At 50.8% G+C, this 26,603-nt stretch carries 27 protein-coding genes; 16 read left to right on the top strand and 11 right to left on the bottom strand.

Going from position 1 to position 26,603, the window contains the following annotated elements:
- The first annotated feature begins 35 nt into the window (after nt 1-35).
- The gene (gsiC, locus tag SK35_RS16675; protein WP_008784225.1) at nt 36-956 is read left to right on the top strand and encodes a glutathione ABC transporter permease GsiC; all 921 of its coding nucleotides are present in this window, start codon (nt 36-38) and stop codon (nt 954-956) included.
- A gap of 2 nt (nt 957-958) precedes the next feature.
- The gene (gene gsiD / locus SK35_RS16670; RefSeq protein WP_048214598.1) at nt 959-1,870 is read left to right on the top strand and encodes a glutathione ABC transporter permease GsiD; all 912 of its coding nucleotides are present in this window, start codon (nt 959-961) and stop codon (nt 1,868-1,870) included.
- 92 nt (nt 1,871-1,962) lie between these two features.
- Here gsiD and rimO read toward each other — a convergent pair whose 3' ends face one another.
- The gene (gene rimO / locus SK35_RS16665; RefSeq protein ID WP_003831616.1) at nt 1,963-3,270 is read right to left on the bottom strand and encodes a 30S ribosomal protein S12 methylthiotransferase RimO; all 1,308 of its coding nucleotides are present in this window, start codon (nt 3,268-3,270) and stop codon (nt 1,963-1,965) included.
- Nucleotides 3,271-3,501: 231 nt separating this feature from the next.
- On the opposite strand from rimO, the gene SK35_RS16660 reads away from it, so the two are divergent.
- Complete coding sequence (locus SK35_RS16660; protein ID WP_223240755.1) at nt 3,502-3,687, top strand: glycine cleavage system protein T; 186 nt, start codon at nt 3,502-3,504, stop codon at nt 3,685-3,687.
- Nucleotides 3,688-3,738: 51 nt separating this feature from the next.
- Nucleotides 3,739-6,189 carry a glycogen phosphorylase gene (gene glgP, locus SK35_RS16655; protein WP_048214597.1) on the top strand — a complete coding sequence of 817 codons (2,451 nt, stop codon included), beginning with the start codon at nt 3,739-3,741 and terminating at the stop codon, nt 6,187-6,189.
- Nucleotides 6,190-6,221: 32 nt separating this feature from the next.
- On the opposite strand, the gene SK35_RS16650 is transcribed toward glgP, so the two are convergent.
- Nucleotides 6,222-7,148: a LysR family transcriptional regulator gene (locus SK35_RS16650; RefSeq protein ID WP_048214596.1), complete on the bottom strand. Its 927-nt coding sequence runs from the start codon at nt 7,146-7,148 to the stop codon at nt 6,222-6,224.
- A 220-nt stretch (nt 7,149-7,368) separates the two neighbouring features.
- On the opposite strand from SK35_RS16650, the gene bssR reads away from it, so the two are divergent.
- Together bssR and SK35_RS16640 are read left to right on the top strand one after the other, a co-directional pair.
- On the top strand, nt 7,369-7,752 hold the full coding sequence (bssR, locus tag SK35_RS16645) for a biofilm formation regulator BssR (RefSeq protein ID WP_008784229.1): 384 nt from the start codon (nt 7,369-7,371) through the stop codon (nt 7,750-7,752).
- A 102-nt stretch (nt 7,753-7,854) separates the two neighbouring features.
- Nucleotides 7,855-8,952 carry a PQQ-dependent sugar dehydrogenase gene (locus SK35_RS16640; RefSeq protein WP_032942802.1) on the top strand — a complete coding sequence of 366 codons (1,098 nt, stop codon included), beginning with the start codon at nt 7,855-7,857 and terminating at the stop codon, nt 8,950-8,952.
- 5 nt (nt 8,953-8,957) lie between these two features.
- On the opposite strand, the gene SK35_RS16635 is transcribed toward SK35_RS16640, so the two are convergent.
- Nucleotides 8,958-9,584: a glutathione S-transferase family protein gene (locus tag SK35_RS16635; RefSeq protein ID WP_003831628.1), complete on the bottom strand. Its 627-nt coding sequence runs from the start codon at nt 9,582-9,584 to the stop codon at nt 8,958-8,960.
- 328 nt (nt 9,585-9,912) lie between these two features.
- On the opposite strand from SK35_RS16635, the gene dacC reads away from it, so the two are divergent.
- Nucleotides 9,913-11,115, top strand: a complete 1,203-nt coding sequence (gene dacC, locus SK35_RS16630) for a serine-type D-Ala-D-Ala carboxypeptidase (protein ID WP_048216336.1) — start codon at nt 9,913-9,915, stop codon at nt 11,113-11,115.
- Nucleotides 11,116-11,160: 45 nt separating this feature from the next.
- On the opposite strand, the gene deoR is transcribed toward dacC, so the two are convergent.
- Nucleotides 11,161-11,919 (bottom strand): DNA-binding transcriptional repressor DeoR, encoded by a 759-nt coding sequence (deoR, locus tag SK35_RS16625; RefSeq protein WP_048214595.1) that lies wholly within the window; start codon nt 11,917-11,919, stop codon nt 11,161-11,163.
- A gap of 64 nt (nt 11,920-11,983) precedes the next feature.
- Entirely contained in the window at nt 11,984-12,592 is a 609-nt protein-coding gene (gene ybjG / locus SK35_RS16620; protein WP_008784234.1) for an undecaprenyl-diphosphate phosphatase, read from the bottom strand.
- A gap of 297 nt (nt 12,593-12,889) precedes the next feature.
- On the opposite strand from ybjG, the gene SK35_RS16615 reads away from it, so the two are divergent.
- Nucleotides 12,890-14,122: an MFS transporter gene (locus SK35_RS16615; RefSeq protein WP_048214594.1), complete on the top strand. Its 1,233-nt coding sequence runs from the start codon at nt 12,890-12,892 to the stop codon at nt 14,120-14,122.
- 217 nt (nt 14,123-14,339) lie between these two features.
- On the opposite strand, the gene SK35_RS16610 is transcribed toward SK35_RS16615, so the two are convergent.
- From SK35_RS16610 to SK35_RS16600, 3 genes are all read right to left on the bottom strand, one after another.
- The gene (locus tag SK35_RS16610; protein ID WP_003831642.1) at nt 14,340-14,621 is read right to left on the bottom strand and encodes a hypothetical protein; all 282 of its coding nucleotides are present in this window, start codon (nt 14,619-14,621) and stop codon (nt 14,340-14,342) included.
- A gap of 107 nt (nt 14,622-14,728) precedes the next feature.
- Nucleotides 14,729-15,544 (bottom strand): Cof-type HAD-IIB family hydrolase, encoded by an 816-nt coding sequence (locus tag SK35_RS16605; protein ID WP_048214593.1) that lies wholly within the window; start codon nt 15,542-15,544, stop codon nt 14,729-14,731.
- Nucleotides 15,544-16,752: an MFS transporter gene (locus SK35_RS16600; protein WP_048214592.1), complete on the bottom strand. Its 1,209-nt coding sequence runs from the start codon at nt 16,750-16,752 to the stop codon at nt 15,544-15,546. Before SK35_RS16600 ends, SK35_RS16605 begins: the two co-directional genes overlap by 1 nt.
- Before the next feature lie 85 nt (nt 16,753-16,837).
- On the opposite strand from SK35_RS16600, the gene SK35_RS16595 reads away from it, so the two are divergent.
- Nucleotides 16,838-17,398 carry a TetR/AcrR family transcriptional regulator gene (locus SK35_RS16595; protein WP_048214591.1) on the top strand — a complete coding sequence of 187 codons (561 nt, stop codon included), beginning with the start codon at nt 16,838-16,840 and terminating at the stop codon, nt 17,396-17,398.
- On the opposite strand, the gene SK35_RS16590 is transcribed toward SK35_RS16595, so the two are convergent.
- Nucleotides 17,385-18,182, bottom strand: a complete 798-nt coding sequence (locus tag SK35_RS16590; protein WP_048214590.1) for an SDR family NAD(P)-dependent oxidoreductase — start codon at nt 18,180-18,182, stop codon at nt 17,385-17,387. The genes SK35_RS16595 and SK35_RS16590 overlap by 14 nt on opposite strands.
- A 270-nt stretch (nt 18,183-18,452) precedes the next feature.
- Nucleotides 18,453-20,138, bottom strand: a complete 1,686-nt coding sequence (locus SK35_RS16585; RefSeq protein WP_003831652.1) for an aspartate:alanine antiporter — start codon at nt 20,136-20,138, stop codon at nt 18,453-18,455.
- A 269-nt stretch (nt 20,139-20,407) separates the two neighbouring features.
- Between SK35_RS16585 and SK35_RS16580 the strand changes: the two genes are divergently transcribed.
- Complete coding sequence (locus SK35_RS16580; RefSeq protein WP_048214589.1) at nt 20,408-20,788, top strand: inner membrane protein YbjM; 381 nt, start codon at nt 20,408-20,410, stop codon at nt 20,786-20,788.
- A 34-nt stretch (nt 20,789-20,822) separates the two neighbouring features.
- On the opposite strand, the gene SK35_RS16575 is transcribed toward SK35_RS16580, so the two are convergent.
- Nucleotides 20,823-21,086, bottom strand: a complete 264-nt coding sequence (locus tag SK35_RS16575) for a GrxA family glutaredoxin (RefSeq protein ID WP_008784241.1) — start codon at nt 21,084-21,086, stop codon at nt 20,823-20,825.
- A gap of 172 nt (nt 21,087-21,258) precedes the next feature.
- Between SK35_RS16575 and SK35_RS16570 the strand changes: the two genes are divergently transcribed.
- The 6 genes from SK35_RS16570 to potG all read left to right on the top strand — a co-directional run bounded on the left by SK35_RS16570 (nt 21,259) and on the right by potG (nt 26,601).
- The gene (locus SK35_RS16570) at nt 21,259-21,549 is read left to right on the top strand and encodes a DUF1418 family protein (protein WP_048214588.1); all 291 of its coding nucleotides are present in this window, start codon (nt 21,259-21,261) and stop codon (nt 21,547-21,549) included.
- Complete coding sequence (gene nfsA, locus SK35_RS16565) at nt 21,533-22,255, top strand: nitroreductase NfsA (protein WP_008784243.1); 723 nt, start codon at nt 21,533-21,535, stop codon at nt 22,253-22,255. The genes SK35_RS16570 and nfsA overlap by 17 nt, the downstream gene beginning before the upstream one ends.
- Before the next feature lie 59 nt (nt 22,256-22,314).
- The gene (gene rimK, locus SK35_RS16560; protein ID WP_048214587.1) at nt 22,315-23,217 is read left to right on the top strand and encodes a 30S ribosomal protein S6--L-glutamate ligase; all 903 of its coding nucleotides are present in this window, start codon (nt 22,315-22,317) and stop codon (nt 23,215-23,217) included.
- 90 nt (nt 23,218-23,307) lie between these two features.
- Nucleotides 23,308-23,784: a YbjN domain-containing protein gene (locus SK35_RS16555; protein ID WP_003831662.1), complete on the top strand. Its 477-nt coding sequence runs from the start codon at nt 23,308-23,310 to the stop codon at nt 23,782-23,784.
- Nucleotides 23,785-24,216: 432 nt separating this feature from the next.
- Entirely contained in the window at nt 24,217-25,329 is a 1,113-nt protein-coding gene (gene potF, locus SK35_RS16550) for a spermidine/putrescine ABC transporter substrate-binding protein PotF (RefSeq protein WP_003831664.1), read from the top strand.
- Nucleotides 25,330-25,467: 138 nt separating this feature from the next.
- On the top strand, nt 25,468-26,601 hold the full coding sequence (gene potG / locus SK35_RS16545; protein ID WP_008784245.1) for a putrescine ABC transporter ATP-binding subunit PotG: 1,134 nt from the start codon (nt 25,468-25,470) through the stop codon (nt 26,599-26,601).
- Nucleotides 26,602-26,603 lie beyond the last annotated feature (2 nt).

Raw genomic sequence — 26,603 nt, 5'->3', positions numbered from 1 at the left:
GGCCCCTTAGCACAGGGGCCGACGAAGGGAGCCTGATGCTTAACTATGTTTTCAAGCGCCTGCTGGGGTTGATTCCAACTCTGTTGATTGTTGCGGTGCTGGTATTTTTATTTGTTCACCTGCTACCCGGCGATCCGGCCCGGCTGATTGCCGGACCGGAAGCTGACGCCGAGGTGATTGAACTGGTGCGCAAGCAGCTGGGTCTGGATCAGCCGCTGCACGTTCAGTTCTGGCATTACATGACCAACGTATTGCAAGGCGATTTTGGCACCTCGATGGTGTCTCGTCGCCCGGTTTCAGAAGAGATAGCCAGTCGTTTTATGCCATCACTATGGCTGACTATTGCCAGTATGGTGTGGGCGGTATTGTTTGGTATGACGGCGGGGATCATTGCTGCCGTATGGCGCAATCGTTGGCCGGACAGATTAAGCATGACGCTGGCGGTCACCGGGATCTCGTTCCCGGCGTTTGCGCTTGGCATGCTGCTGATGCAGATATTCTCTGTTGAACTTGGTTGGTTGCCTACCGTGGGCGCAGACACCTGGCTGCACTACGTCCTCCCGTCTATTACGCTGGGCGCGGCGGTGGCTGCGGTGTTAGCTCGATTTACTCGCGCCTCGTTTGTTGATGTGCTCAGCGAAGATTATATGCGCACTGCGCGGGCTAAAGGGGTGAGTGAAACTTGGGTGGTGTTAAAACATGGTCTGCGTAATGCGATGATCCCGGTGGTCACCATGATGGGACTACAGTTTGGCTTTTTGCTTGGTGGTTCAATCGTGGTTGAGAAGGTGTTCAATTGGCCCGGGCTTGGGCGGCTGTTGGTGGACTCCGTCGAAATGCGCGACTACCCGGTGATTCAGGCCGAGGTGCTGTTGTTTTCTCTGGAATTTATTCTTATTAACTTAGTGGTGGATGTGCTCTACGCTGCCATTAATCCGGCTATCAGGTACAAGTAAGGATGCGATTTTTTAACTGGCGCCGACAGGCGATTTTAAATGCGATGCCCCTTGTTAAGCCAGAGCAGATACGCACACCGTGGCATGAGTTCTGGCGTCGGTTCCGTCGACAGCACATGGCGATGGTCGCTGGGCTGTTTGTATTGCTCCTGATCGTGGTAGCGATTTTTGCCCGCTGGCTGACGCCATTTGATGCCGAGAATTACTTCGATTATGACCGTCTGAATGACGGGCCATCGATGCTGCACTGGTTTGGCGTTGACTCACTGGGACGGGATATCTTTAGCCGCGTGCTGGTTGGGGCGCAAATCTCGCTGGCGGCAGGGGTCTTTGCCGTATTTATTGGCGCGGCGATTGGTATGGTTCTGGGTCTGCTGGCGGGGTACTACGAAGGCTGGTGGGATCGACTGATCATGCGAATCTGCGATGTGCTGTTCGCCTTTCCGGGGATATTGCTGGCGATAGCCGTGGTCGCTGTGCTGGGCAGCGGTATTGCTAACGTGATCATTGCCGTGGCCATTTTCTCCATTCCAGCCTTCGCGCGCCTGGTGCGTGGGAATACGCTGGTGCTGAAGCAACAGACGTTTATTGAGTCTGCGCGTAGTATTGGTGCCAGCGATGCGACCATCATCTTCAACCATATTCTGCCTGGAACGGTCTCATCGATCGTGGTCTTTTTTACCATGCGAATTGGCACGTCGATCATCTCTGCCGCGAGCCTGTCATTTCTGGGATTAGGCGCACAGCCGCCGACGCCGGAGTGGGGGGCAATGCTTAATGAAGCGCGAGCTGATATGGTGATCGCACCGCACGTGGCGATTTTCCCGGCGGTAGCGATATTCCTGACGGTGCTGGCGTTTAACTTACTGGGAGATGGTCTGCGTGACGCGCTGGACCCGAAGATAAAAGGGTAAACCGTAGGCCTGATAAGACGCTTCAGCGTCGCCATCAGGCATTGCCGGATGCGGCATAAATGCCTTATCCGGCCTACGTTGGGTTACGCTAATTAAACGCGGGTGCCCCACAGATCGTATTCATCTGCGTTTTCGACCTTCACGCGGATGATATCGCCAGGTTTCACCTTGGTTTCACCATTCAGGTATACCGCGCCGTCGATTTCTGGAGCATCAGCCATGCTACGACCAATTGCGCCTTCTTCGTCAACTTCATCAACGATAACCAGAATCTCGCGGCCCACTTTCTCTTGCAAACGTTCAGCAGAGATCTGCTGCTGCAATTGCATAAAGCGGTTCCAGCGTTCTTCTTTCACCTCTTCCGGGATTTGATCCGGCAGGTCATTAGCGCCAGCGCCTTCTACCGGGCTGTATTTAAAGCAGCCCACGCGATCCAGACGCGCTTCCTTCAGGAAGTCGAGCAACATCTGGAAGTCTTCTTCCGTTTCACCCGGGAAACCAACAATGAAAGTGGATCGCAACGTCAGTTCAGGGCAGATTTCACGCCACTGCTTGATGCGCGCCAGCTGTCTGTCCACGGAGCCCGGGCGTTTCATCAGTTTAAGAATACGCGGGCTGGCATGCTGTAACGGGATGTCCAGATACGGCAGGATTTTGCCTTCCGCCATCAGCGGGATCACATCATCAACGTGCGGGTAAGGGTAGACGTAATGCAGGCGCGTCCAGATCCCCAGTTTTGATAACTGTTCGCACAGATCAACCATGCTGGTTTTGACCGGCTCGCCGTTATGGAAACCGGTACGATGCTTCACATCTACACCGTACGCAGAGGTATCCTGAGAGATTACCAGAATCTCTTTCACGCCCGCATCGACCAGACGCTTGGCTTCGCTGAGGACGTCGCCAATCGGACGGCTCACCAGATCGCCGCGCATGGAGGGAATAATGCAGAACGTGCAGCGGTGGTTACAGCCCTCGGAAATCTTCAGATAGGCGTAATGGCGAGGAGTCAGCTTGACGCCCTGCTCAGGAACCAGACTCTGGAACGGGTTGTGTTTTGGTTTTGGCACATAGTGGTGAACGTGCTCCAGAACCTGTTCATAGCTATGCGGCCCGGTGATTTCCAGCACCTTCGGGTGGACTTCACGGATCTGATCGACTTTCGCGCCCAGACAGCCGGTGACGATCACCTTACCGTTCTCGTTCAGCGCTTCGCCAATTGCTTCCAGGGACTCCTGAACCGCACTGTCGATAAAGCCGCAGGTATTAACGATAACCATATCCGCGTCGTCGTAGCTTGGCACAACATCATAGCCTTCGGTACGAAGTTCGGTCAGGATGCGCTCAGAATCGACGAGGTTTTTCGGACAACCTAGTGATATAAAACCAATTTTTGCCATTTTCTTATACTGTACATTGCTCGTAATCGGGGGATTATACAGATGCCTTCACGGTACATCTATATCTGATCAGCATAAGACGGAGAGAATAAAGAGCGATACCTATAAAGAGTAGATCGGTCAGTGAAAGGTGTTTAGTGAGTCTAATTCCGGCTTTAAGTGCCGCTTCTTGGCTATAGGCACTCATTATCGTAAATTTTATCTCGTCGAGCGTTACTAATGAGGTTAAATTTGAAAGATATTGTTTTGAAGTCGAAACTTGAAATGGCTAAAACTCTTTATGCTAATGGTGTGAGTTTATATTATATCTCGCTTGCCACAGGCTTAAGTTGGCGTGTATTAATGACAGAATTAACGTTTATCGCCAGTCATGAAAATATTCGACAAAAAGCTAACGCTCACGTACCCAAACTTTAAATAATTCACCTGTCTATTACCATCCTGCAAAATTTGAAAGGTAACGTTAATATGTATATTTCGCCACTTCCGGTCGTCACGGACTCTGATGTTGATAAACTTAGAGATGATATTGCTAATAAACTTTTATTCATAATTGGCAAAGATCCCGCAATCGCCACGAAACGGGAGTGGCTTAATGCGACATTATATGCGGTACGCGATCGGATGGTCGAGCGCTGGCACCGTTCTAATCGGGCGCAATTCTCTCAGGATGCGCGCCAGGTATATTATCTGTCGATGGAATTTTTAATTGGTCGTACGCTATCCAATGCATTGCTCTCTTTAGGTATTTATGACGAAGTCAGAAGCGCGCTGGAGGCAATGGGGCTTGAACTGGAAGAACTGATTGACGAAGAAAACGATCCCGGATTAGGTAATGGTGGTCTCGGTCGTCTGGCGGCCTGCTTCCTTGATTCACTGGCGACGCTTGGGTTGCCGGGATGTGGATACGGTATTCGTTATAACTACGGTATGTTCAAACAAAATATCGTTAACGGTGTACAAAAAGAGTCGCTCGATTATTGGCTGGAATACGGTAATCCCTGGGAGTTTAAACGTCATAATACGCATTATAAAGTACGTTTTGGCGGGCGTGTTCAACAGGAGGGAAATAAAACCTGCTGGCTTGAAACCGAGGATATTCTGGCCGTGGCGCATGATCAAATTATTCCAGGTTATGCGACGGACACGACTAATACGTTGCGCTTGTGGAACGTGCAGGTGAATAGCGAAGTTAATGCGGGAAAACTGAATCAGCAGGACGACTTTGCTACTGAAGTGGAAAACAAATACCACTTCGATCGTATCTCGCGGGTTTTGTACCCGGATGATTCCACCGATGCGGGGCGTGAATTGCGTTTACGCCAGGCCTATTTCCTGGCCTCGGCGACGATTCAGGATATTCTGAGTCGTCATTATCAGTTGCACAAAACTTACGACAATCTGGCCGATAAAATTGCGATTCACCTTAATGATACGCATCCGGTACTGGCGATCCCTGAGTTGATGCGTTTATTGATTGATCATCATCAGTTTAGTTGGGATAACGCGTTTGACGTGACTTGTCAGATTTTTTCTTATACCAACCATACGTTGATGAGTGAGGCGCTGGAGACCTGGCCAGTAGAAATGCTAAGTCGAATTTTGCCGCGCCATTTGCAGATTATTTTTGAGATTAACGATCGTTTTCTGAAGACCTTACAGGAACGTTATCGTAATGACAGCGATCTGCTAAAACGTGTGTCGTTAATTGATGAGTCCAATGGTCGTGTGGTGCGTATGGCCTGGCTGGCGGTAGTTGTCAGTCATAAGGTAAACGGCGTGTCGGCATTGCATTCAAAACTGATGACCGAATCACTGTTTGCAGATTTTGCGAATATTTTTCCCCTGCGTTTCACCAACGTAACCAATGGTGTGACTGCGCGTCGTTGGCTGGCGCTGGCGAATCCACCGCTTTCCAAAGTGCTGGACGAAAATATCGGTGACAGCTGGCGGACTAAATTAATGCAGTTGGGCGAGCTGAAGCAGTTTATAGATTATCCGTCGGTGAATGAGGCTGTGCATCGTGCGAAACGTAAAAATAAGCAGCGACTGGCGCACCATATTGCCACCCACTATGGCGTGGTGGTGAATCCTGATGCGCTATTTGATGTGCAGGTGAAACGCATCCACGAGTACAAGCGGCAACTCATGAATGTGCTCCACGTTATTACACGCTATAACCGAATTAAAGCCGCGCCGGATGCCAACTGGGTACCGCGAGTGAATATCTTTGCCGGAAAAGCAGCCTCCTCTTATCACATGGCAAAACAAATTATTCGCTTGATTAACGATGTGGCGCAGTTAGTCAATAACGATCCGCAGATTGGCGGCATACTGAAAGTAGTGTTTATCCCGGATTACAGCGTCAGTCTCGCTCAGCTAATTATTCCGGCAGCCGATCTGTCAGAGCAAATTTCCCTGGCCGGGACGGAAGCCTCCGGGACCAGCAATATGAAATTCGGTATGAATGGTGCGCTCACTATCGGTACGCTCGACGGTGCGAATATCGAAATGCGCGAATACGTTGGGGAAGATAACATCTTTATCTTTGGCAATACGGCGAATCAGGTTGAAACTCTGCGACGTGATGGCTATGACCCGAGGCACATCTTTGAAAAGGATGAGGAACTTCATCAGGTGCTGACGCAAATCGGTACGGGGATGTTTAGTCCGCAGGAGCCAGGGCGTTATAGGGAGGTGTTGGATTCATTGATTAACTTCGGCGACTACTATCAGGTGTTGGCAGATTACCGCAGCTATGTAGATTGTCAGGATGCGGTGGACGAGTTGTATCGTACTCCCCGGGAGTGGACGACAAAAACCATGCATAATATTGCTAACATGGGGTATTTCTCGTCGGACAGAACGGTTCAGGAATATGCCGACCATATCTGGCGCATAGCAAAAATTCGCGTGTAGCCAGTATTTCTAACGCTCAGCCTCTCTGGTTTTCATAACAGGGAGGCTGTTTGCAAATCAGCCAGAATAGGTGAGAGGATTTTGTGGGTATTACTTTCTTTGCGCGATGAGGCAAACACGCTAAATTGTGGCAAGGGAAACGGAGTGTTTATTTTTTTTAGTCCATACAGGTGAGCGTGTGTTTCAAATACCTTTTCCGGGATTACCCCTAAACAATGTGTATTGGACACAATCGTCAGAATCGCCGTAAACGATGAGGTAAGCAGGCAGCGTTCTCCGGTTCTAAATTTTTTATCCACAATACTGCGATGATAAATGATTTTCTCATTCTTAGTATTGTAACCGACCAGGTTAGCGTTTCTGAATTGCGCTTCACTGATGGTGTTACCATATAAAGAATTATTCTGCGAGGCCGCCAGCACCAGGCGCATATCGCATATTTTCTGGCATGAAAGACTTGCTGACTCTACAGAAAAGGTAGAAAAAACGGCATCTGCCTGACGCATATTCAGCAGTTCAATAATACTCTGTTCATTCAGGTCGGCGGTAAGGTGCAGGAGGCTGATATCGGCGTCAGTCTCGATTATTCTGGCGGTGACATCTGGAATAACGATAGGGGAAATAAAAGATTCCGTATAAAGCGTTAACCTTTTTTTGGTGGCAGGCGTGGAAAGCGGCATCAGCGTTGACAGCTTATCGATAATTGGGATTGTATTATCATACAGTTCATCAGAATAGACCGTCGGTAACAGTGCATTCCCGCTACGGACAAACAGATTATCCCCCATCATTTCGCGCAGTTTTCTTAATGACTGGCTGACGGCGGAAGGTGAGATGTTCAGCATGTCAGCGACTCTGGAAATGCTACCCACGCTATAGATCAAACAGAAAATGGTCAGCAGATTGAGATCTATTTTTGATAGTGTGCGTATCTTTTCTGCATCATTTGCTTTCGACATAGACCCCTCATCATCAACACCATGGCAGTAACCACATCAGGTATAGCAAAAAAAGTCAGGCGAGTCAGACACTGGGCGCTTTCGATAAGCGTACCGGATGAAGTTGTAACATTGTAAATTATGTTAATCAATTGGGCTTTATTGATGTAGGACATCTATTTGTTCAAAAAACAACCATACTATTAAGTTGCACCATAGTTGGAAAGAGGAGGAACAAAGTATGGTTGTTGACAGACTGAGAACCGATCTTCTCAACAAATTGATAAACGCCCGTATCGAACTTGCCGCTTATCTGCAGTTGAGAAAAGCGAAAGGCTACATGTCAGTTAGCGAGAGCGATCGCCTGCGTGATGTTTTTTTTGCACTGAATCGCGAATTGCACGAGCAATCACAGCTTCACGGTATGCATCTTGATCAGGAAGAGTGGAATGCCCTTCATCGTGCTGAAGGGGCGTTAGCCGCCGCCGCTGTTTGTCTTATGAGTGGACATCACGATTGTCCAACGTTTATCGCCGTTAACGCAGAGAAACTGGAAAACTGCCTGACAACGCTGACGCTAAGTATCCAGAGTTTGCAATCTTACCCAACGCTGGAACACGTCTGAATCAGGGGGAGGGCGCTCCCCCTTTTCGTCAAGATTATGTAAATGTAGCGGGATAATTCCCCTTGCTGGCTACGCTTTATGCAGAGCCATTAAGGAGGTGTTATGCGTCGACTCTTTCTCTGTGCTATTCCACTTGCGCTATTTTCCACTTATGCCGCCGCGGTAAAAGTGGAAGTGCTGCAAACTAAACTCGATCACCCATGGTCACTGGCTTTTTTACCCGATAACCGCGGTATGCTCATTACGCTCAAAGGTGGACAGCTTCGACTCTGGCAGCCTGATAAAGGGCTTTCCGACCCGCTGACCGGCGTACCCAAAGTTTGGGCAAATGGTCAGGGAGGACTGCTTGATGTGGCGTTAGCACCGGATTTTGCACAATCTCGCCGGGTATGGCTAAGCTTCGCTGAAGCCGACCGCGAAGGCAAAGCGGGCACTGCGGTAGGCTACGGGCGATTGAGTGACGATCTCAAACATCTGCAAGGATTTCAGACCGTTTTTCGCCAACAGCCAAAGCTTTCCACCGGAAACCATTTTGGTGGACGTCTGGTATTTGATGGTAACGGTTATCTGTTTATTGGCCTGGGGGAGAATAATCAACGCGCTACCGCCCAGGACCTGGATAAATTGCAGGGTAAATTAGTCCGACTGACCGACGAGGGAAAAATTCCGCCGGATAATCCGTTTGTGAACATGGCAGGAGCGCGGGCAGAGATTTGGTCGTATGGCATCCGCAACCCGCAGGGTATGGCGATGAATCCGTGGAGTGATGTGTTGTGGCTCAATGAGCATGGTCCACGCGGAGGCGATGAAATCAATATCCCCGAGAAAGGGAAAAACTACGGCTGGCCTATCGCGACCTGGGGTGTTAACTACAGTGGTTTGAAAATTCCCGAAGCAAAAGGTCAAATTGTTGCTGGCACGGAACAACCCATCTTTTACTGGGAAAAGTCGCCGGCGGTTAGTGGAATGGCTTTTTACAATAGCGATACCTTCCCGCAGTGGCGGCAGAAGTTGTTCATCGGCGCGTTGAAAGATAAAGAAGTGATCGTGCTGAGCGTTAAAGGGAATACGGTCACTGAGGATGGTCGTCTGTTGCAGGAAAGGGGGCAGCGGATCCGTGATGTGCGCGTCGGACCAGACGGTTATTTGTACGTGTTAACCGACGAGTCCGACGGGGAATTACTGAAAGTGAGTCCCTGATTTGGTTAGCTGACCGGGATCATCACGATTTTTTGAAACGCCGGGCGCTCGGTCAGTTGTTGATACCAGCGTTCCAGATGCGGGCGCGGGGTCCAGCTCAGACCAACGTTGAACAGGTTATAGATGAACGGTGCAACAGCGATATCCGCCGTGCCAAATTCAGCCCCGGAGAACCATGGCTGGTCTGCCAGCGCGTTATCCAGAATGGCAAACAGGTTATCGCAAACTTGCTTACTTGCCTCAATGGCCGCCATATCGCGCTGATCGGCAGGTGTTCTGACTAAACCAAATAAGATAACCCGATGCGCAGGGCTTAGCGTCTGATTTGCCCAGTCCATCCATTTTTCACCGACGGCGCGCGCGGCCGGGGCGTCAATCCACAAACGTTTTTGTCCGTACTGAGCGGCCAGATAACGGACAATGGTATTGGATTCCCACAGGACAACGTCTGTTTCATCATCGCGTAGCAGCGGGACCAGTCCGTTCGGGTTCAGTGCCAGATAGTCGGCATCGCGGTTACCGCCATGCTGCCCGCCCGCCAGAATTTGGTTATACGGCAGTTCCAGTTCCTCGAGCGTCCACAATACTTTTTTTACGTTGGTCGAGTTATTGCGACCCCACAGTGTAATCATAGTAACCCCGCAAATTAATTGAGCAGCTTTATGGCTGCAGATGCCATCTGACTAGCTCACATGGTGGGGTAAACCTAATATTTACGCAACAAAGTCTAAAAAAATCGTGCCAGGAGCAGCGCAGCGCGGCGTTATTGCATAAACTTTAAAAACTTTACCAACTTACGGTTTCTTTAAGCTCGTTAGTGCGTTATTACTCACCGCACTTATTTTACACGTCATCCATCAGACTTTTTCTGCATGGGTTGGTCGAGGTCGCTTGGCCGGTTTTGTGTAAACACGGTGTGGTATGACGTGGTTTTTTGGAATGGATACTCGGGTGGCATTTATGACGCAATACTTCTCTTCACTTCGCAGCTTTGCTGCAGGTTCTGCACTCTTAATCCTTTTGGCGCCGACCGTACAGGCGGCGGAGCAACCGACGGCCCCGCCGAGCGTGGACGCGCGCGGGTGGATTCTGATGGATTACGCCAGTGGTAAGGTGCTGGCGGAAGGTAATGCTGATGAGAAACTGGATCCTGCCAGTCTGACCAAAATCATGACCAGCTATGTGGTTGGGCAGGCGCTGAAGGCCGGGAAAATTAACCTCAACGACATGGTCACCGTGGGCAAAGACGCCTGGGCGACCGGTAATCCAGCCCTGCGCGGTTCGTCGGTCATGTTCCTCAAGCCCGGCGATCAGGTTGCGGTGTCCGATCTGAATAAAGGCGTTATCATTCAGTCAGGTAACGATGCCTGTATTGCACTCGCTGATTACGTTGCCGGCAGTCAGGAATCCTTTATTGGCCTGATGAACGGCTATGCGAAAAAACTGGGGCTGACCAACACGACTTTCCAGACGGTACACGGCCTGGATGCGGCAGGACAGTTCAGTACCGCACGTGATATGGCGTTGCTCGGGAAGGCGTTAATCCACGATGTGCCGGAAGAGTACGCTATTCACAAAGAGAAAGAATTTACCTTCAATAAAATCCGCCAGCCGAACCGCAACCGTCTGTTGTGGAGCACCAACCTGAACGTGGACGGTATGAAAACCGGGACCACTGCCGGGGCGGGATACAACCTGGTGGCCTCTGCGACCCAAGGCGATATGCGCCTGATCTCCGTGGTGCTGGGAGCAAAAACCGACCGCATTCGTTTCAATGAGTCAGAAAAACTGCTGACCTGGGGCTTCCGTTTCTTTGAAACCGTTACGCCGATCAAGCCGGATGCGACTTTCGTCACCCAGCGCGTCTGGTTTGGCGATAAGAGTGAAGTGAATTTGGGCGCCGGAGAAGGGGGGGCTGTGACCATTCCGCGTGGCCAGCTCAAAAACCTGAAGGCCAGCTTTACCCTGACTGAACCACAGCTAACTGCACCGCTGAAGAAAGGTCAGGTTGTGGGCACTATCGACTTCCAGTTGAACGGAAAATCCATTGAGCAGCGTCCGTTGATGGTGATGGAAGATGTGGAAGAGGGTGGTTTCTTTAGCCGCATGTGGGACTTTGTGATGATGAAATTCCACCAGTGGTTTGGTGGTTGGTTCTCTTAATCTTATTTATTGCCGGATGGCGCAATCGCCGTCCGGCAGTATCTGTTAGTACTTCAGCGTGATACGTTGTGCTTTAGCGTACTCAACAAACTCATCGTCAGGGCGGTTATCACTGATGATGGTATCAAAGCGTTTCAATTCCCCCATCCTCGCAGGTCGCACCTTGCCAAACTTGCTGTGATCGACCACCAAAACATGATGCTGCGCCATCGACATCGCCCAGTGCTTCACCGGCAGTTCTTCCAGATTAAAACAGGTCGCGCCTTTTTCGATGTGAACACCTGCCGCAGAATAAAAGGCGATATCCGGACAGAGGTTGTTCAGCGTTTCCTGGAAATCGAGTGGTTTAAAAATCGCGTTACTGGCATGGAATTCACCACCACACAGAATGACGCGGCACTGCGGTTTTTCCTGCAGCACCAGAAACGTATTCAACGAGTAGCAGATTGCAGTGAAGGGCAGTTCATTGTCGATCGCTTCAATGATCCACGGCGTGGTCGTACCGCAATCGAAAAAGATGGTCTGATGCGCCTGCACGAGACTCGCCGCCTGCTGGGCAGCACGACGCTTTTCATCAACCAGACGGGATTTTTGATCGCTGATTAAATAGTGGTTAGCGCTGCGGGGTTCCAGAACAATATAGCCCCCGAGCAGCACGACGGGAGCATCATGATTATTCAGGTCGCGACGAATGGTCATCTCAGATACGCCCAGCAACGTCGCGGCTTCTTTGAGGTGTAATTTATCGCTGCGTTTCAGCGCCTGCAGTAATTGACCAATACGCTCGTCGCGTCGAGTTTCCATAGTTCCCCTGGAGAATAGAATAAGTGCTCAGTTTCGCGCTTAATACTACTCTTTTTACCGCGGGTTAGTCACGTACCCAACCTTTACGGATGGGGAGAGCGAAGCAGGTGCGATAGCACGTCTGCAAGCCGAGGTACAAGCTTGTGCCGAACCGTTGCCAGATCATCTGGGCGCTCAGGCAACCGATCAACCCGGCCAGTAATCCGCCCAGCATATCCAGCGGCCAGTGAACGCCAAGGTAAACACGTGACCAGGCAATCGCCACGGCGACAACCATCAGCAGAGCACCCGTCCACAAGCGATGCCAGAACAGGAAGGCCAGAGCAAAGGTAAAGATAACCGTACCGTGGTCGCTCGGGAAAGAGTCATCTGCCGCATGGTGCAGGAAGTTATAGCCGATGTGGTTAACGAACGGACGATCGTGGGGGAAAAGATGCCCCATCAGCCAAGAAATTGTCAGACCGACTACCAACGCAATGGCCATTTTGATGACCAACTGGCGCTGGAGCGTAACCTGACCACGAGGTCCCCAAAGCCAGAGCACAACGGCTAACAGCGGCACAATGCTGATCAGATCTTTGGCAATGAAAATGGCGAGCGAAATTGCCCATTGCGCAGAGTCGGGTGTTGCATTGATCAAGTAAAAAAGCGAATTGTTCAGATTTTCCAGCATAACGTCCAGACTCAGTGTAATCGTTAAATAGACCCATTTGGGGAGAGCATAAAATTGCTTCCACGGGATAAAAAGCGGTCTTGTCTTATTTGCCTGTTAAATGACGATTTTTAAGACAATTAATGAGACTTATTGAGCATGATAGCGGTCTCAACTTAAATTAACCTTAAAGCAAAATGTTCTTGAGCAAATGAGTGTAAAAATGTGCGCATTTTGCTTTCAAATCACATAATTCACTATCACCAGTACGGCGCATTTATTACACTTTGCGCGATTTTTCTATAGTTAAGAGATTGCATGCAGAACCGTTTATCTTCAGGCGTCCGTTTGGGGCGTCAGGCATTACTTTTCCCGCTCTGTCTGGTGCTTTACGAATTCTCCACTTATATCGGCAACGATATGATCCAGCCCGGAATGTTGGCGGTGGTGGCGCAATATAACGCCGGATTAGATTGGGTACCTACGTCCATGACCGCCTATCTGGCAGGCGGCATGTTTTTGCAGTGGTTGTTAGGACCGCTGTCGGACCGTATTGGTCGTCGCCCGGTAATGTTAACCGGCGTGATCTGGTTCATCGTTACCTGCCTTGCAACCCTGCTTGCACAGAATATTGAGCAATTTACCTTCCTGCGTTTTTTGCAGGGGATAAGCCTGTGCTTTATTGGTGCGGTGGGTTACGCCGCCATTCAGGAATCCTTTGAAGAAGCGGTCTGCATAAAAATTACTGCGCTGATGGCAAACGTGGCGCTGATTGCGCCACTGCTGGGTCCGTTGGTAGGCGCAGCCTGGGTACATGTTCTGCCGTGGGAAGGGATGTTTATCCTGTTTGCTGCTCTGGCGGCCATCTCCTTTTTTGGTCTGCAACGCGCGATGCCGGAAACGGCAACCCGGCTTGGTGAAAAGCTGTCCATTAAAGAGCTGGGCAAGGATTATAAGCTGGTGCTGAGGAACGTACGTTTCGTTGCAGGCGCACTGGCGTTGGGTTTTGTCAGCCTGCCGTTACTGGCGTGGATTGCGCAGTCCCCGATTATTATCATCAGTGCTGAACATCTCAGCAGCTACGAATATGGTCTGTTGCAGGTGCCGATTTTTGGCGCGTTGATTGCCGGTAACCTGGTGCTGGCGCGTCTGACTTCGCGAAAAACCGTGCGTTCGCTAATTATCATGGGCGGCTGGCCAATCGCCGTTGGCCTGATTATTGCTGCTGCGGCCACGGTAGTGTCATCTCATGCATATCTATGGATGACGGCAGGTTTGAGTATCTATGCGTTTGGCATTGGCGTGGCGAATGCGGGGCTGGTGCGCCTGACGCTGTTTGCCAGCGAAATGAGTAAGGGGACCGTTTCTGCCGCAATGGGTATGTTGCAGATGCTGATTTTTACCGTCGGTATTGAGTTGAGCAAACACGCGTATCTGCTGGGAGGGAACGGCTTGTTCAGTCTGTTCAATCTGGCAAGCGGCGTACTGTGGCTGATTTTGATGGTTATCTTCCTGAAAGATAAACGGGTAGGGAATTCCCGGGAAGGTTAAGGCCCGGTTGTCCGCAATCCAGCGCAGATAAGCATAATGACGCCGATAAATTCATCATTATGTTGATAATAGAATCACGCGGTAGGCCGGATAAGCGAAGCGCCATCCGGCGGCCTGTAGCAAATTGCCGGATGGCGGCGTAAACGCCTTATCCGGCCTACCGCTCACCAAAGATCTTAACTGACCAGTATTACGGTTGTCTGGGCCTGGCGACAACTTAGTGGTGGTCGTCAATCTGATGTTCGATAACCATCCCTTCACCGACGCTTGCCACATGTCGCGCATAAGGATGTGCGCGATAGACAGGGGCCGGAGCAGGCGCTGGAGCAACATATACCGTTTGTGGTGCGGTCGTTACGCTGACCGCCTGCGGGACGCTGACGGAAGAGGGCACTACCACCACTTTATAACCGCTGGGGACATCAACGGTAACGCTCTGTGCAAATGTTGTCCCCGCAAAGCCCAGCAACAATGTCGCCATCAGTACACTTTTCTTCATGATCCGCTCGCCTGAAATATTCACTGGAAGTAATAATCCAGCGGGTTAATTTGAGGCGGATTATGAATAGATCATGCCATCATTTTGTTGCCGTCTGTGCTGAGCCGTTAATACGTAAACGGTGCTTCATTCTTTAACACGCGGTCGATAACATCCAGCACGCCCTCTTCGTTGTTCGAGCCTGCACGATATTTTGCCGCCTGGACAACCGGTTCGTGAGCGTTGGCCATTGCGAAACTAAATCCCGCCTGACGCAGCATCTCAATATCATTTCCGCCATCGCCAAACACAACAACCTCGTCGTCGCTAATATTCCAGCGTTGTTGCAGCAGGCGCAGACCGTTAGCCTTATGCACGCCGGGAATTATTAAGTCGATGCTGCCGTAGCCGGTATGCACCGGTACCATAATATCGCCAATCGCCTCGTGGAGATCGGCCTGTACCTGTGGAATTCGGTCGTCGGAAATATTCAGCCCGAACTTGAAGAAAACGTCGTTAAGATTGTCAAAATTATCTACAAATTCGAGACGATGATAGTACATGGCGGAAACGTTCTTATGCTCATCGCTGTACTGTTTCAACGTATAGGCGCTGTTTTTACCACAGGCAATAATGTCGATATCGGCGCGGGTCAGCAGATGATCTACGATGGCATGGAAATCGTCTTTAGCCAGTTCGCCGTTAAAGACATCTTCTCCTTCACTGACCACCCAACCGCCGTTTTCGGCGACAAATGAGATCTCATTGGCCAGTTCGGGGAAAAAGGAAATCAACTGATAATATTGGTTGCCGCTGGCGACCACAAAGCGGATCCCTTGTTCTTTCATCTGGCTGTATTGCGCCATAAAGCGCTCACGGTTATAGGTTTTTTGGTCGCTTAAAAATGTGCCGTCCATGTCGATCGCAATTAATTTGATACTCATTAGCTGTTCTCCATCACAGTAGTATTTTTGAGATCCGGTTTCGCTACCGCTTTCGCGACGACGGCGGCGACAAGCACCAGCGCCAGCACCACTAACATAGCGCTGCGCAGGCCATAGTGTTCACCCAGATAGCCCAGCAGCGGCGGTCCAACAAGGAACGCCAGGTAACCGGTGGTCGCCACGACGCTGACGCGGGTCGGTGCATCGGGGCTGGTGTCGCTGGCAGCTGAAATGGTCAGCGGGAAACCGAGCGATGCGCCGAGTCCCCACAGAATAACGGACACACCGGCCACCCAGGAGCTGTCGACAAAAATAATCAGGCTAATCCCGAGAGCGCCCATCAGCGCACTGGCGCGCACCACCGCAACGCGGCTGTAACGGTCGATGAACCAGCCACCGGTAAATCGCCCAACGGTCATACCCAGCGTAAAACCGGCATAAATCAGCGAGCCTGATGTCGGGCTAAATCCATGTCCGTCCACCATTAACAGTGGAAGCCAGTCGTTGGCGGAACCTTCAGCAAATGCCATCGCCAGCACTACAACGCCGATCAGCAATAGCTGGATATCACGATAAAAAGGCAGTCCTTTTTCACCGGAGTGAGAACCGTCAGCGGCATTTTTGCCCGTGCCGTCAGGAATAGCTTTGATGGCGATGAAAATAGGTGTGATAGCAACCATTGCAGCCAAAATAATATGCGCGGTAGCCGGGACGCTGAAGGCGGTAAGCATCATTCCAACTCCAGCCCCTGCCAAAGTTCCCAGGCTGTAAAAACCGTGCATCATCGGCAGCACGGTTTTGTTCATTTCGCGCTCAACTGCCGCACCTTCGACGTTGATGGCAACTTCTGCCGCACCAAAGCTGGCGCCAAATACGCCCAGGCCAAACGCGAAAAGCCATGCGGAATGCAGCCAGAGCGCTACGCTGAGGATCGCCATTCCGAGGACTGCACAAGACATGGTGGTGCGAATCACCTTACGCGTGCCAAATCGTTTCACCAGCCAGGCCGAACAAAGTATGCCACTCATCGAACCAATAGAGAGCCCAAACAACACCGCGCCCATTTCGGCAGTGGAGATGGAGAGGATATCTCTGATGGCAGGGGTACGCGTTGCCCAGGAGGCCATTAATAATCCTGGTAAAAAGAAGAACGTGAACAGCGCCCAGGTGCGACGTCTTAAGGCTTTGCGTGATGAGATGCCAGTCATGAACTCGAGCCAAAGAAAAGAGGGAAGGAGACAACATTAGCAAGACTGTGTACATTTGTACACAAATGCAAGAAGAGGAAATGTAGTGCGACGTGCAAACGATCCGCTGCGGCGGGAAAAAATAGTTCAGGCGACTCTGGATGCAGTAATAGCCCATGGTATTCATGGGGTTACACATCGTAAAATCGCTATGATTGCCGAGGTGCCACTGGGTTCTATGACCTATTACTTTTCGGGAATTGATGAGCTTTTGATGGAGGCATTTGGCCGTTTTACTGACAGGATGCTGTTGCAGTATCAGGACTTTTTTGCCGACGTTAAGGATGCGTCGCAGGCTTGCCATGCCATTACCGATATGATTTACGGCTCTCAGGTCACAACGCCTGATAATATGGAGCTCATGTATCAGCTGTATGCTTTCGCCAGCCGTAAGCCAGCATTGAAAACGGTGATGCAGAACTGGATGTTACGCAGCCAACAAACGTTAGAGCAGTGGTTTGATCCGGTTACGGCACGGGCGCTGGATGCGTTTATTGAAGGAATGACGCTGCATTTTGTCACGGACAAAAAACCGCTGCAGCGAGAAGATATCTTGCTGATGGTGGAGCGTATTGCAGGGATACCTGCGACAGTCAGCTGTGCGTAGCGCCTCCGGTAATATTCACCACCGTCGCGGTCATGGCGCTGGCATGGTCTGAAGCAAGAAAGGTCATGACCTCAGCGATTTGTGCAAGCGTAGGCAGGCGCGCGAGCATGGTACTTTGCGCCGCACCCCCTAACCATTGATCGACGGTTAAACCCATTGACTGTGCTTTGGCGGAGAAAATTTCTCCGGTATAGGAGCCAGCTGCAACAGCATCCACAATCGCATGCGAGCGCACGCCGACGACCCGGATATTTGCCGGTCCTACCTCGCTGGCGAACGCTTTAATAAAAGCCTCTGTTCCTGCACAACCAACAATATGACCCAGATGACCAGGCATCGCCATCGGGGCCGCGGGGGCAACAACGCTGAGAATGACGCCCGCACGATTGCCGCCCATGTGCGGCGTTACGGCTTTAGCGATATTGAACTGCGCCGAGAGGAAAGGGGTGATGCCGCTCATAAACTCAGAGAGGGATAATGCGTCAATGCGTTTGCCCTGTTCGTGCATAAATCCCGTTGTGTTAACCACCACATCTATTCCACCGGTTTGCTCTACAAGGCGGGTAACTTCCTTCGATGCGTTGTGCTCGTCAAGTACATCGGTGATAAAGGTTTCGACTGTACCACCTGCCGTTCGGATAATACTGGCCGTCCGATCAAGTTTTTCCTGGCTGCGAGCACCCAGACACACATGGGCTCCTTCGCGCGCCATGGCCTGCGCAACCGCGCTACCAATAGCCCCGCTGCCACCAAAAATTACTGCGACTTTGCCAGTAAGCAACATGACTAACCTCCATCCCCGAAAAAGCATCGTTTTAAAGTATGTGCCATAACCGGCATGCTGCAAATTTGGGAGGAGTTTCAGAGGTGGAAGGCGATGAACGCAAATTTCAGGCAACAAAAAACCCATCAACCTTGAACCAAAATGGCGGGGTTGATGGGCTCCACAAATTGGGGACATCAAAGAAAAGCAGTGGCAATAGTTATGACTGACGCCTTGAAGAAAAGTTCTGCTTACCTGCAAAAATTTTTCAATTAAGGGAAAATTTCAGCGCTAACCAAGGCCAGGCCAGACAATGACGATGAGTGTCCCCGCTAATGTCAGAAGAACGTTAGCAATCGCGTAAGTCCCGGCATAGCCTAACGCAGGGATGTTGCTGCGTGCGGTGTCGCTGATGATTTCCATTGCTGGAGCACAGGTACGTGCGCCCATCATGGCACCAAACAGCAGGGCACGGTTCATGCGCAATACGTAAGCACCAAACAAGAAACAGATGACAACCGGAACCAGGCTGACTACCAGACCGGCAATCAACATTTGACCACCGACGGCACCCAGGCCATTACCAATGCCACTGCCTGCGCTTAAACCGACGCCTGCCATGAATACCATCAGGCCAAACTCTTTCACCATATTCAGCGCACCCTGTGGGATATAGCCAAATGTGGGGTGGTTGGCTCGCAGGAAGCCCAGCATGATCCCAGCGAACAGCAGTCCAGCCGCATTCCCGATGCCGAAGCTGAAATTACTGAACTGGAAGGTGATCATCCCGATCATCAGACCGATGATAAAGAAGGCGCAGAAGGCCAGCAGATCGGTCACCTGACTGTGAATGGAAATGAAGCCGATACGATCGGCAATGGTTTTCACGCGACGAGCATCACCGCTGACCTGCAACACGTCGCCTTTATTGAGTACGACGTTGTCATCAATAGGCATTTCAATCTGGCTACGGATCACGCGGTTCAGGAAACAACCATGGTCGGTCAGTTTCAACTGGGCCAGGCGACGACCAACGGCATTGTGGTTTTTCACCACAATTTCTTCAGTGACGATGCGCATATCGAGCAGATCGCGATCGAACACCTCTTTACCGTTACGGAAGCTGGGATCGAGGCGAGCATGGGCGTCCGGATAACCCACCAGGGCTATCTCATCGCCCATTTGCAACACCGCATCACCATCCGGGTTGGCCAGAATGCCGTTGCGACGGATGCGTTCAATGTAACAACCGGTCTGGCGATAAATACCCAGTTCGCGCAGATTTTTGCCATCGGCCCATGCCACTAGCTCAGGGCCAACGCGATAGGCGCGGATCACCGGGAGGTACACTTTACGATTGGCGTCGGTGTCCAGACCTCGTTCACGCGCGATTTGTTGGGCGCTGGTTTGCAGATCCTGATGCTGCAGTTTCGGCAAATAGCGCGCACCAACAATCAGGCTGACCAGACCAATCAAATAGGTGAGGGCGTAACCCAGGCTCAGGTTATCGAGAGCGCTTGAAAGTTGTGTCCCTGTCATTCCTGAATGGCGCAAGGTATCACCCGCGCCGACCAGCACCGGCGTTGAGGTCATCGAGCCAGCCAGCATACCCGCCGTCAGGCCGATATCCCAGCCAAATAGCTTACCCAGCCCCAGCGCGATCAGCATTGCGCTACCGACCATCACCAGGGCAAGCATTAGATAATTTTTCCCATCGCGAAAAAAAATCGAAAAAAAGTTGGGACCGGCTTCGACGCCGACGCAAAAAATAAACAGCATAAAGCCGAGATTTAATGCATCGGTGTTAATACTAAAGTGCTGCTGACCTAATAATAGGGAGACCACTAAAACGCCAATGGAATTACCGAGTTGGACTGAACCCAGACGTAATTTGCCCAGACACAGGCCCAGAGCCAGGACCACAAATAATAACAGGATGTAATTCCCATTTAACAAATCTGCGACGTTTATATTCACGGAGACTAACTTCTTGTTTACTAGTAAGCTATTGAAAGAAATGGCAATTTACGCTAATGTTTTTGCCAGAAATTAAGGGGCGATAGCATCGTACACAGCCCCGAATAATGCAGCATAACAATATATGCGGTTAGTTTAATCTCATTACGTATCAACGGCTATAAGAATCGTGTGGGTGTGTTTTTGGCATGGAATGCCGAGTTACTTTATCTGACTGGACGCCTGCGGGCGAAAAGAGTGTTCGATAGAGAATGTGTCAGGAGGAACGATTGAAACATAAGCAAAGTTGGGCGAGTGCGGTCTGCTGCTTTGTGCTCTTTATTGTGGTGTGTCTTTCATTAACGCTGAACGTGAAAGGGGCATTCAGAGCGGCAGGGCATCCTGAGGTCGGATTGTTGTTTTTTATCTTACCTGGTGCTGCAGCAAGCTTTTTTTCCCATCGTCGGGAAGTGCTCAAACCCCTGCTTGGTGCAATATTGGCGGCGCCGTGCTGCCTGTTACTGATGCGGTTCGTTTTTATGCCGACGCGTTCATTGTGGCAAGAGCTGGCGTGGTTGTTTAGTGCGGTGTTTTGGTGCGCACTTGGCGCATTATGTTTTTTATTTATCAGTAGCTTATTCAATCAGCATCAACGGCGGAAAAAGAACTGATGACGCCCTCAAGGTGAGGGCGTAGAAACCGCTATCAGGCGAACAGATTCATGTTCTCTTTTGCCCAAGCTTCAAAATCCGTGCAGCCGCCGATGTGTTTTTGATCGACAAAAATCTGCGGAACGGTTTCAACTGGCTTACCTACCGTCTTTTCCAGATCTGCTTTGGTAATTCCTTCAGCATGGATATCAATGTAGCGGAAGTTAAAATCTTCATGCTCACTGCTTAATTTTTCTGCTAATTCTTTTGCGCGCACGCAATACGGGCACCCTGGGCGACCAAAAATAACGGCAAACATCTCTTTCTCCTCGAACTTATCAGGCCGGATGGCAATACTTGTTATGATGCCGCGATTTGTGACGGATGGAAAGCAGGTTCAGCCTGTTGCTTTGATATCCTCAAGCTATATCTGTTAAACACGGCAAGCCGGAACGTTTTATAATGGAAGCCATTTCACCGGGAGGCCGCGTATGCGCACAATTGGTGTATTACCCAAAAGCGTATTGATGCTGGAAATAATTGGGATGGTTTTGTTATCGCTGGCGCTGCTATCGCTTAACGATTACCTCACCTTGCCCGCACCGCTTAACAGCCCGTTAGCCTGCGTGGTGATGATATTTCTGGGCATACTGCTGATGCTCCCTGCTGCGGTGGCGTTGATGTGGCGTGTTGCTCAATTGCTGGCGCCGCAACTGATGTCTCGCGCACCCGGTGATTCAACTGATTCAGACAGAGACAAAAGAGATGACTCCAACCATTGATTTACTTCGCAGCCACCGTTCCATTCGCCATTTTACTGATGATGCCATTTCGGATGCACAGCGTGAGGCGATTATTGCCGCCGCTCAGGGAACGTCAAGCTCCAGTTTTCTACAGTGCACGACGATCGTTCGCATAACGGATAAATCCCTGCGTGAATCACTGGCTACCTTATCTGGCGGCCAAAAGCATGTGGCTCAGGCCGCTGAGTTCTGGGTGTTTTGCGCTGATTTTAACCGTCATTTGCAGATTTGCCCTGACGCGCAACTTGGGCTGGCGGAACAGCTGCTGCTGGGCGTGGTTGATACTGCAATGATGGCGCAAAATGCATTGACGGCGGCAGAGTCGCTGGGACTTGGCGGCGTGTTTATTGGCGGTTTGCGTAACAATATTGAGCCGGTCACCGAACTGCTGAAGCTTCCGCAACATGTTCTGCCGCTCTTTGGATTGTGCCTCGGCTGGCCTGCGGATAACCCGGATATCAAGCCGCGGCTGCCCGCGTCGCTTGTGGTGCATGAAAACCAATACCAGCCACTCAACAGCGATGTTTTGGCGCAATATGATGAGCAGCTCGCGCAGTACTATCTGACCCGAGGAAGCAATACCCGTCGCGACACCTGGAGCGATCATATTCGCCGTACCATCATTAAAGAAAGTCGCCCCTTTATCCTGGAATATTTGCATAAACAGGGATGGGCCACGCGCTAAAGATTTTAACCCAGTGTATGATACGCCAGCTTTTACCAGGTCATTCAGAGAGGTGCAGGGTGAAAATTGCCATTTTGTCCCGGGACGGAACGCTCTATTCTTGTAAACGCCTGCGTGAAGCGGCGATGCAGCGCGGTCACCTGGTTGAAGTTATCGATCCCCTTTCTTGCTATATGAACATCAGCCCGGCGGCATCCTCTATTCATTACAAGGGCCGTCAGCTTCCCCATTTCGACGCGGTGATCCCGCGGATTGGTTCCGCGATTACCTTTTATGGGACGGCGGCGCTGCGCCAGTTTGAGATGCTGGGTAGCTATCCGTTGAATGAATCGGTAGCGATTACGCGAGCGCGCGATAAGCTGCGTTCGCTACAACTGCTGGCGCGTCAGGGAATTGATTTACCCATCACCGGAATTGCTCACTCTCCGGACGATACCAGCGACATGATTGACATGGTTGGCGGTGCGCCGTTGGTGGTGAAACTGGTTGAAGGCACCCAGGGGATCGGCGTGGTGCTGGCGGAAACGCGGCAGGCTGCAGAAAGCGTGGTAGATGCCTTTCGTGGGGTGAATGCCCATATCCTGGTTCAGGAATATATTAAAGAAGCGCAAGGGCGGGATATCCGCTGTTTCGTGGTGGGCGATGAAGTAGTGGCCGCCATTGAACGACGGGCTAAAGAGGGCGATTTTCGATCTAATCTCCATCGCGGCGGGGTGGCGACTATTGCGAATATCACGCCGCGCGAAAGAAAAATTGCGCTCAAAGCCGCTCAGACCATGGGGCTGGATGTTGCAGGTGTTGATATTCTGCGTGCAGAACGTGGGCCGCTGGTCATGGAGGTTAACGCTTCTCCGGGTCTGGAAGGGGTCGAGAAAACCACCGGGATAGACATTGCCGGCAAGATGATCCAGTGGATCGAGCGCCATGCTACGCCTGAATTTTGTCTTAAAATCGGCGGCTAAACACAATATCGATTGCGATCGTGGTATGACACGCTCTTTTTGCGTAAGCTGTGCCGGTATTTTTTTCATCAATAGAGGTCGCACATTATTATGACATCACTGGTCGTTCCCACTCTGGATACGTTGCGTCAATGGCTCGACGACCTGGGCATGAGTTTTTTTGAATGCGATACCTGTCAGGCGCTGCACTTGCCACACATGCAGAATTTTGACGGCATCTTTGATGCAAAAGTTGATTTGGTCGATAACGTCATTCTGTTTTCTGCGATGGCGGAAGTCAGACCTTCTGCATTGCTGCCACTGGCAGCCGATCTGTCTGCGATCAATGCCAGTTCACTGACTGTGAAAGCTTTTCTGGATATGCAGGATGATAATCTGCCAAAGCTGGTGGTTTGCCAGTCTTTATCCGTTACGCCGGGCGTAACGTTTGAGCAGTTTGAATGTTTTGTTCGCCAGAGCGAAGAGCAAATATCGATGGTGATCCTCGAAGCCGGAGCGCATCAGCTGTTATTTAATGCTGAAGAAGATGCGCAAAACAGCACCGCTGAAATTCATTTCCTCCATTAATTCTTCCTGAATCTGGACATATATTGCGCAGCCGCTGCCAGAGCGGTTGCGTATTGCCTGTTTTTATTCTGCATTTAACCTTTCATTAAAGAATTATTCACCTCGATTCAGCGCCTTCCGCTTTATGTCATAGACAATTCCTGCATAAAAAATTGATAAAAGACGTTTTTTAATCTGGGCTATATCCACAATTCCTGGCTAAAGTTATTCTTGCGAAGCTTACCAACGCCATCATTTAAACAGCCCTTGTGACCTGATCTGTGGCCGCAATGTGCGTTGAATGCATAGGCGGATGCCAGCGAGCAACAGCGGCGTGAAGAGAGGTCTCTCTTTTCATCGGTGCTGCATGAAAGAATATGCACGTTTCTTGCATATCATTAGAGTGTGACATTTTTGTTCGTTTGTTAACGAACTTTCAGAAGGAAAGAGATTATGACCGCCTTAAATAAAAAATGGTTATCAGGCCTGGTTGCGGGTGCTCTGATGGCCATCTCTGCCGGCACGCTCGCTGCTGAACAAAAAACGCTGCATATATATAACTGGTCTGATTATATCGCCCCGGACACGGTGGCTAATTTTGAAAAAGAGACCGGAATTAAAGTTATCTATGACGTATTTGATTCCAATGAAGTACTGGAAGGTAAGCTCATGGCTGGCAGCACCGGCTTTGATCTTGTCGTTCCTTCTGCCAGCTTCCTTGAGCGTCAACTGACTGCGGGCGTATTCCAGCCGCTGGATAAGAGCAAATTGCCGGGCTGGAAAAATCTTGATCCTGAACTGCTGAAGCTGGTGGGTAAACACGATCCGGACAACAAGTTCGCGATGCCGTATATGTGGGCTACGACCGGTATTGGCTATAACGTGGATAAAGTCAAAGCGGTGCTGGGGCCGGATGCGCCGGTTAACAGCTGGGATTTGATCCTCAAACCGGAAAATCTGGAAAAACTCAAAAGCTGCGGCGTCTCTTTCCTCGATGCGCCCGAAGAGGTGTTTGCCACGGTGCTGAACTATTTGGGTAAAGACCCAAACAGTACCAAAGCGGATGATTACACCGGACCGGCAACTGACCTGCTGTTGAAGCTGCGCCCAAATATTCGCTACTTCCACTCCTCGCAATATATTAACGACCTGGCAAACGGTGATACCTGCGTCGCGATTGGCTGGGCAGGGGACGTATGGCAAGCGGCAAACCGTGCGAAAGAAGCGAAAAATGGCGTCAATATCTCCTTCTCAATTCCTAAAGAAGGTGCAATGGCGTTCTTTGACGTATTCGCGATGCCTGCCGATGCGAAAAACAAAGATGAAGCCTATCAGTTCCTCAACTACCTGCTGCGCCCTGATGTGATTGCGCATATCTCCGACCACGTGTTTTATGCCAATGCCAACAAAGAAGCGACGGCTCTGGTCAGCCCTGAAGTTCGTGACAACCCGGGTATCTACCCGCCTGCAGATGTTCGCGCCAAGCTGTTCACACTGAAAGTACAGGATCCGAAGATCGATCGTGTACGTACCCGCGCATGGACGAAGGTAAAAAGCGGGAAATAAACCGATGTTTGGGACATGACCCGGCAGGATTTTTGCCTGCCGGGCAGCGTTGAACCCGGACACATATAACCCGGCAATACGCACCGTTATGGTGCGTTATTTGCACCGTTTCTTTGTTTTATGCCGGAGAGCACCTGAGTGAATGATGCAACCCCACGCCCACAAGCGAAAATCCGCAAGGCGCTGACCCCGCTGCTTGAAATTCGCAATCTGACCAAGTCATTTGACGGTCAGCACGCCGTTGATGACGTCAATCTTACTATCTACAAAGGTGAAATATTTGCTCTGCTCGGCGCGTCCGGCTGTGGCAAATCGACTTTGCTACGGATGCTGGCGGGATTTGAACTGCCGACTACCGGGCAAATCATGCTGGATGGCGTCGATTTAGCGCATGTCCCGCCTTATCTGCGTCCGATTAATATGATGTTTCAGTCCTATGCCCTGTTTCCGCACATGACGGTGGAGCAGAACATTGCCTTTGGCCTCAAGCAGGACAAGCTGCCGAAGGCTGAAATCGCCAGTCGGGTGAATGAGATGCTGGGGCTCGTGCATATGCAGGAGTTCGCCAAACGCAAACCGCACCAGCTTTCCGGCGGTCAGCGTCAGCGTGTGGCACTGGCGCGTAGTCTGGCGAAACGGCCAAAACTGCTGCTGCTGGATGAGCCGATGGGAGCGCTGGATAAAAAACTCCGAGACCGCATGCAACTGGAAGTGGTGGATATCCTTGAACGCGTCGGGGTTACCTGCGTGATGGTGACACACGATCAGGAAGAAGCCATGACGATGGCGGGCCGTATCGCGATCATGAACCGTGGCAAATTTGTCCAGATCGGCGAGCCGGAAGAGATCTACGAGCATCCGACTACGCGCTACAGCGCAGAGTTTATCGGTTCAGTAAACGTTTTTGAGGGACTGCTAAAAGAACGCCAGGAAGATGGTCTGGTGATTGAGTCTCCTGGACTGGTGCATCCGCTGAAAGTGGACGCCGATGCGTCTATTGTCGATAACGTCCCGGTATACGTTGCGCTGCGCCCGGAGAAAATCATGCTCTGCGAAGCCCCTCCGCCAGAGGGTTATAACTTCGCGGTAGGCGAAGTGGTACACATTGCCTATTTGGGCGATTTGTCGGTGTACCACGTACGTTTGAAAAGCGGCCAGATGTTGAGCGCCCAGCTACAAAATGAGCATCGTTATCGCAAGGGATTACCAACCTGGGGTGACGAAGTCCGTTTATGTTGGGATGCGGACAGCTGTGTGGTGTTGACGGTTTAAGG

It is taken from the genome of Citrobacter sp. MGH105 (assembly GCF_001037485.2).
Lineage (GTDB): Bacteria > Pseudomonadota > Gammaproteobacteria > Enterobacterales > Enterobacteriaceae > Citrobacter > Citrobacter portucalensis.
This window is presented reverse-complemented; position numbering and strand designations above follow the sequence as displayed.

Coding starts and splice junctions, on each gene's coding strand:
- gsiC (WP_008784225.1), top strand. CDS start 36: ATGCTTAACTATGTTTTCAAGCGCCTGCTGGGGTTGATTCCAACTCTG.
- gsiD (WP_048214598.1), top strand. CDS start 959: ATGCGATTTTTTAACTGGCGCCGACAGGCGATTTTAAATGCGATGCCC.
- rimO (WP_003831616.1), bottom strand. CDS start 3,270: ATGGCAAAAATTGGTTTTATATCACTAGGTTGTCCGAAAAACCTCGTC.
- glgP (WP_048214597.1), top strand. CDS start 3,739: ATGTATATTTCGCCACTTCCGGTCGTCACGGACTCTGATGTTGATAAA.
- SK35_RS16650 (WP_048214596.1), bottom strand. CDS start 7,148: ATGTCGAAAGCAAATGATGCAGAAAAGATACGCACACTATCAAAAATA.
- bssR (WP_008784229.1), top strand. CDS start 7,369: ATGGTTGTTGACAGACTGAGAACCGATCTTCTCAACAAATTGATAAAC.
- SK35_RS16640 (WP_032942802.1), top strand. CDS start 7,855: ATGCGTCGACTCTTTCTCTGTGCTATTCCACTTGCGCTATTTTCCACT.
- SK35_RS16635 (WP_003831628.1), bottom strand. CDS start 9,584: ATGATTACACTGTGGGGTCGCAATAACTCGACCAACGTAAAAAAAGTA.
- dacC (WP_048216336.1), top strand. CDS start 9,913: ATGACGCAATACTTCTCTTCACTTCGCAGCTTTGCTGCAGGTTCTGCA.
- deoR (WP_048214595.1), bottom strand. CDS start 11,919: ATGGAAACTCGACGCGACGAGCGTATTGGTCAATTACTGCAGGCGCTG.
- ybjG (WP_008784234.1), bottom strand. CDS start 12,592: ATGCTGGAAAATCTGAACAATTCGCTTTTTTACTTGATCAATGCAACA.
- SK35_RS16615 (WP_048214594.1), top strand. CDS start 12,890: ATGCAGAACCGTTTATCTTCAGGCGTCCGTTTGGGGCGTCAGGCATTA.
- SK35_RS16610 (WP_003831642.1), bottom strand. CDS start 14,621: ATGAAGAAAAGTGTACTGATGGCGACATTGTTGCTGGGCTTTGCGGGG.
- SK35_RS16605 (WP_048214593.1), bottom strand. CDS start 15,544: ATGAGTATCAAATTAATTGCGATCGACATGGACGGCACATTTTTAAGC.
- SK35_RS16600 (WP_048214592.1), bottom strand. CDS start 16,752: ATGACTGGCATCTCATCACGCAAAGCCTTAAGACGTCGCACCTGGGCG.
- SK35_RS16590 (WP_048214590.1), bottom strand. CDS start 18,182: ATGTTGCTTACTGGCAAAGTCGCAGTAATTTTTGGTGGCAGCGGGGCT.
- SK35_RS16575 (WP_008784241.1), bottom strand. CDS start 21,086: ATGTTTGCCGTTATTTTTGGTCGCCCAGGGTGCCCGTATTGCGTGCGC.
- SK35_RS16570 (WP_048214588.1), top strand. CDS start 21,259: ATGCGCACAATTGGTGTATTACCCAAAAGCGTATTGATGCTGGAAATA.
- nfsA (WP_008784243.1), top strand. CDS start 21,533: ATGACTCCAACCATTGATTTACTTCGCAGCCACCGTTCCATTCGCCAT.
- SK35_RS16555 (WP_003831662.1), top strand. CDS start 23,308: ATGACATCACTGGTCGTTCCCACTCTGGATACGTTGCGTCAATGGCTC.
- potF (WP_003831664.1), top strand. CDS start 24,217: ATGACCGCCTTAAATAAAAAATGGTTATCAGGCCTGGTTGCGGGTGCT.